This is a genomic window from Parvibaculum sp., assembly GCF_049672805.1.
In the GTDB taxonomy this organism is placed as follows: domain Bacteria; phylum Pseudomonadota; class Alphaproteobacteria; order Parvibaculales; family Parvibaculaceae; genus Parvibaculum.
Window position 1 is genome coordinate 1 of the sequence record NZ_JBATWS010000231.1, and the last position, 4,372, is coordinate 4,372.

A 4,372-nucleotide genomic window follows, 5' to 3' on the forward strand; every position below is an offset into this window, starting at 1 on the left:
GCCTCTCCCCAACCAGTAGATGGACTGACTTGCCGAGCGGACACGCGATTGCGCACCGCACCGGGGCCAATGAATATTTGTTGCTAGATGAACGCGGATGGCTCGTCGTGAACCATACGGGGGGTACCGATTACGGACGGCGTCGCGCGCCCGGTTTGCACTTTAACGAAACATGGGAATGTGTCGGCAATGTGCGATCGGCTTGATCCGGGGCGTCAGCCCCTCAGACTGGAACCGGACATATGCAATCTCCCTCGAAACCCGGCGGAGGCATTAAACGATGCCGTTTACCCGACATGCCGCCGAAATTGTCCAAAGAGACGCGTACGCCGTTACATAACCGGTCTCTGGCCAGTGGCACGTGCGATTGCGTTCGGGGCGTGTTTAGAGGCGTGCCCCCCGCCTGTCAACAGAAAGCTAGGGATTTCGAAACGAAACCTCTCATTCCATAACGCGCGCAACGCCCCCGGCCCACGTTCCCCGCTGCCGAAGGCGATGACGCGCGTTCTGTCCTGAAACGGATCAGCCGAAATTCCGGGCCGATGCGAGATTGCCGAGGCGGCTGGTGATCTCGAAAAATTCGGAGATCGTGTCGTCGATGATTTCCTTGGCAGTCTTTACCCGGTCGATCAACCCGGCCGTCTGTCCTGCCAGCCCGACCGCCGCTTCCATGTCGCCGCCGAAATAGAGATCAAGGATGCGCGCGAAAGTGTCATCGGGCATCAGCCCCGCTTCATGGATTGCCGCTGTACGCTCGGTCTTCAGCGCGCGGATGCAGGGAGTCGATTTCTTGTTCAGCACATAGGTGCCGGTCTCCTTCGCATCGACGATTGCCTGTTTGTAATTGTGATGCACCGGGCTTTCGGCGCAGCTCACGAAGCGCGTGCCCATCTGCACCGCTTCCGCGCCAAGCGCGAAGGCCGCCGCCATGCCCTTGCCGTCGCAGATGCCGCCCGCAGCCACCATCGGAATGTCGCTTTTCGCGCGGATGGCCTGAAGCAGCACCAGCGTGCCGACTTCTTCCGGGTTCTTGAAGCCGCCACCTTCCGTGCCTTCCACGATCAACCCGTCAACGCCTGCTTCCACGCATTTCATGGCGGCATCGACGGTCGGCACGGCGTGATAAACGACGATGCCCGCCTCATGCAGCGGGGCGATGAACTTGGCGGGGCTGCCTGCCGAGGTCGTAACGAACTTCACGCCCGACTCGCAGACGAAGCGCAGCATCGCATCATCCTTCAGGAAACGGATCGGCAGGTTCACGCCGAAAGGCGCATCGGTGAGATACTTCATCTTGCGGATCTCTTCCTTGCAGGCCTCCGTCTCGCCGGATGAGGTTTCGATGATGCCAAGCCCGCCTGCCTTGCAGACTGCGCTTGCAAGCTGCGACCTTGCGATCCACCCCATCGGAGCCTGAATGATCGGATATTTTGCGCCTGTATGGGCGAGCACGCGGTTCATGTTTTCCCTCCACATTTTCTGGTGCCGAAGCAGGCCATAGCGGGCCCCGCAGCGCAAGTTGCCGGGCAGTAAAAAGGCGCGACGGGTTTCCCTGTCGCGCCTTGTCCGTTTTGTTCGATAGGGCTTCAGCGGAAGTGGCCGTATGCCCGGATCACCGCCTCGGAGAGTTCCTTATAGGCTCCTTCCACCCCGGTGCGGATTTCGTCAAAGGCGCCCTCGCCCTGCTTTGCAAAGTCGGCCAGACGCGCGCGCAGACGGGCGCGATCTGCCTTGAGCTGATTCAAAAGCCCCTGATAGCGCTTCTCCGTTTCCTTCAGCGCCTTGCGGGCTTCTTTTTCGGCCTTGTCCACTTCTTTGGAAAGCTGGGCGACCTGCTTCTCAAGCTCCTTCTTCAGCTTTGCCTTTTCCGGTGAAAGCCTTGCAGCCGGTTTCTTTGCCGCGGGCTTGCGTGCCGCCGCTTTGGGAGCCGCCTTCTTTCCAGCGGCAGCCTTGGCCGTCGTCGCCTTCTTTGCGGCCGGCTTTTTCGGCGCAGCCTTTGTGGGCGCGGCCTTGGCGGAAGCTGCCTTGCTGGTCACCGCCTTCTTGGCGATCCCGGCGGGAGCCACCGGCAGCGCTGCACCTGCGGGTGCAACCGTTCCGACGCGCCGCGATGCTACCTTCTTGCGGGTTGCTGATGTCCGCCCGGTTGCGCCGCGCCTTCTGCGATTGGTATCGCTCATGATCGAATGCCTCGATGTTGTGTCGCCGGATAATCCCCATTCCGGCATTTTACAGTGACGCGATTAGGCGCGTGTTTCAAGAGCCTGCGCGCGCTCAAACAACATGGCCCGCTGTGGTGAACAGCGGGCCATGCCGTTTCATCGCTATCGCAGAGGGATTACTCGGCAGCCGCCCTCATCGGCGCGGGCTGATGACCTCGCACGAGCTTGCCGGGCAGCGCGCCCGTTGCCTTGCCATTGCGATAGATGATTTCGCCGCTGACGATGGTTGCGACATAGCCTTCTGCTTCCTGCATCAGACGGCGCGCGCCGGAGGGAAGGTCATAGACCATATGCGGCGGCAGCAGGCGCAGATTATCGAAGTCGATGACGTTCACATCCGCCTTCATGCCCGGCGCGAGCAGACCGCGATCGAGCAGGCCCACCGCTTCCGCCGTGTCGCGCGTCTGGCTCTTCACCACAAAGGGAATATCTAGCCTTTCGCCCCGTGTGCGGTCGCGGCACCAATGGGTGAGCATATAGGTCGGCACGCTCACATCGCAGATTACGCCGACATGCGCGCCGCCATCCGACAGGCCGAACAGCGTGTTCGGATTGCGGATCATGGTGAGCGCATTGTCGAGGTTGAACTCGTAGTAATTGTGCAGCGGGAAGAAGAGGAAGTTCTTGCCGCCATCCGCCGTCAGAATGTCATAGACAATCTCGTCCGGGTTCACGCCGTCGCGCTTTGCGCGGGCGCCGATGCTATCTTCGGGCGCCGGCTCGTAATTCGGCGGATTGCCCAGTTCAAACATCTTGTGATGGGCACCCGCGAGCGCATTGACGAAGGGGTGATCCGGCTCAAGCTCTTCGGCGAGAAGCTTCGCGCGGAAGGCCGGGTCGCGCATGATGGCGACACGCTCTTCCAGCGGCTTGTCGGCAATGGCGCGGTAGCTCGGCCGAGTGAGGAAGGGGTGAACCGACCCCTGAAGCCCGAGCATCAGACCGACCGGCCGGCCCTGCACCTGCGCCTTGATCGGCAGCCCCCTGGCGGCGGCATTGTCGAGGCGGCTCAAAAGCTCACGCCATTGGTTCGGTACAACGTCAGCCTGCACGAGCGAGAAACTCAGCGGGCGACCGGAAAGCTCGACCAGCTTCTCGACCAGCGAAAACTCTTGATCGATATTGGCGAAGTCGGACACCCATTGCAGCACGCCTGCATTGGCTTCCTTCAGCCCTTCGGCAATGGCGATCATTTCCTTGTCGGCAGCACCGATGGTTGGCGTCAGATCGCCATCGCTGGTGCGATGGGCAATGGTGCGCGAGGTCGAGAAGCCGATGGCGCCTGCCTTGATCGCGTCGCGCACGATCTCGCGCATCTGCGCAATTTCAGCGTCTGTTGCGGCCTCGCGCTTTGCGCCCCGCTCACCCATGACATAGACACGCACGGCGCCATGCGGCACCTGCACGGCCACGTCCACATCATGCGGGCGTTTTTCGATCTCGTTCATATATTCGGCGAAGCTTTCCCAGTTCCACGAAAGCCCTTCATGGAGCGCGGCGCCGGGAATATCTTCCACGCCTTCCATCAGGCGGATGAGGCGGTCGTGATCCGTCTTGCGGACGGGGGCGAAGCCGACACCGCAATTTCCCATCACCACGGTTGTGGAGCCGTGAATGGAAGATGGCGTCATATGGCTGTCCCATGTGACCTGGCCGTCATAATGCGTGTGGATATCGACCCAGCCCGGCGTGACGAGCATGCCCTTCGCGTCGATTTCTTCACGGCCCTTCGCATCGACCTTGCCGACAGCGACGATCACGCCCTTGTTGATTGCAACATCGGCCTCGCGCGGCGCGCCGCCCGATCCATCCACCACCGTGCCGCCACGGATTACGAGATCCACTTCCGACATAATTTCCTCCACCGGTCGCGTTCTTCTTTTCGTTGACCTTAATGCTAACCCGCTTCCGGCCGATTTCCGAAATCTCGTCACCCGTTCACATGGTTGACGTTGCGGGGTTGAAGCGAAATGCCTAAACTTCACTGCTAGGGTATATACCCTAACTATCTGTGGGAGACAGCGCCAGAAGCGCAAACATAAAAAACAACCCCACCGGAGGAGGAAACGGCATGAAGTTCACCTGGTTCAACCTGATGCCCTGGCCCTATCTCCCCGACGATTTCCGGGAGAAGCATCGTTCAGTCTGGG

3 protein-coding genes are annotated in these 4,372 nt (G+C 60.7%); all 3 read right to left on the reverse strand.

Annotation, left to right across the window (positions count from 1 at the left end; genetic code table 11):
- Positions 1 to 522: 522 nt before the first annotated feature.
- Entirely contained in the window at positions 523 to 1,461 is a 939-nt protein-coding gene (locus WBF74_RS07425) for an NAD(P)H-dependent flavin oxidoreductase (RefSeq protein WP_424437500.1), read from the reverse strand.
- A 125-nt stretch (positions 1,462 to 1,586) separates the two neighbouring features.
- Positions 1,587 to 2,180: a hypothetical protein gene (locus tag WBF74_RS07430; protein WP_424437503.1), complete on the reverse strand. Its 594-nt coding sequence runs from the start codon at positions 2,178 to 2,180 to the stop codon at positions 1,587 to 1,589.
- A 158-nt stretch (positions 2,181 to 2,338) separates the two neighbouring features.
- Entirely contained in the window at positions 2,339 to 4,075 is a 1,737-nt protein-coding gene (locus WBF74_RS07435) for an N-acyl-D-amino-acid deacylase family protein (RefSeq protein WP_424437506.1), read from the reverse strand.
- Between the last annotated feature and the right edge of the window lie 297 nt (positions 4,076 to 4,372).

Excerpts from the sequence above, each read along its gene's own strand:
- WBF74_RS07425 (WP_424437500.1), bottom strand. The coding sequence starts at position 1,461 with ATGAACCGCGTGCTCGCCCATACAGGCGCAAAATATCCGATCATTCAG.
- WBF74_RS07430 (WP_424437503.1), bottom strand. The coding sequence starts at position 2,180 with ATGAGCGATACCAATCGCAGAAGGCGCGGCGCAACCGGGCGGACATCA.
- WBF74_RS07435 (WP_424437506.1), bottom strand. The coding sequence starts at position 4,075 with ATGTCGGAAGTGGATCTCGTAATCCGTGGCGGCACGGTGGTGGATGGA.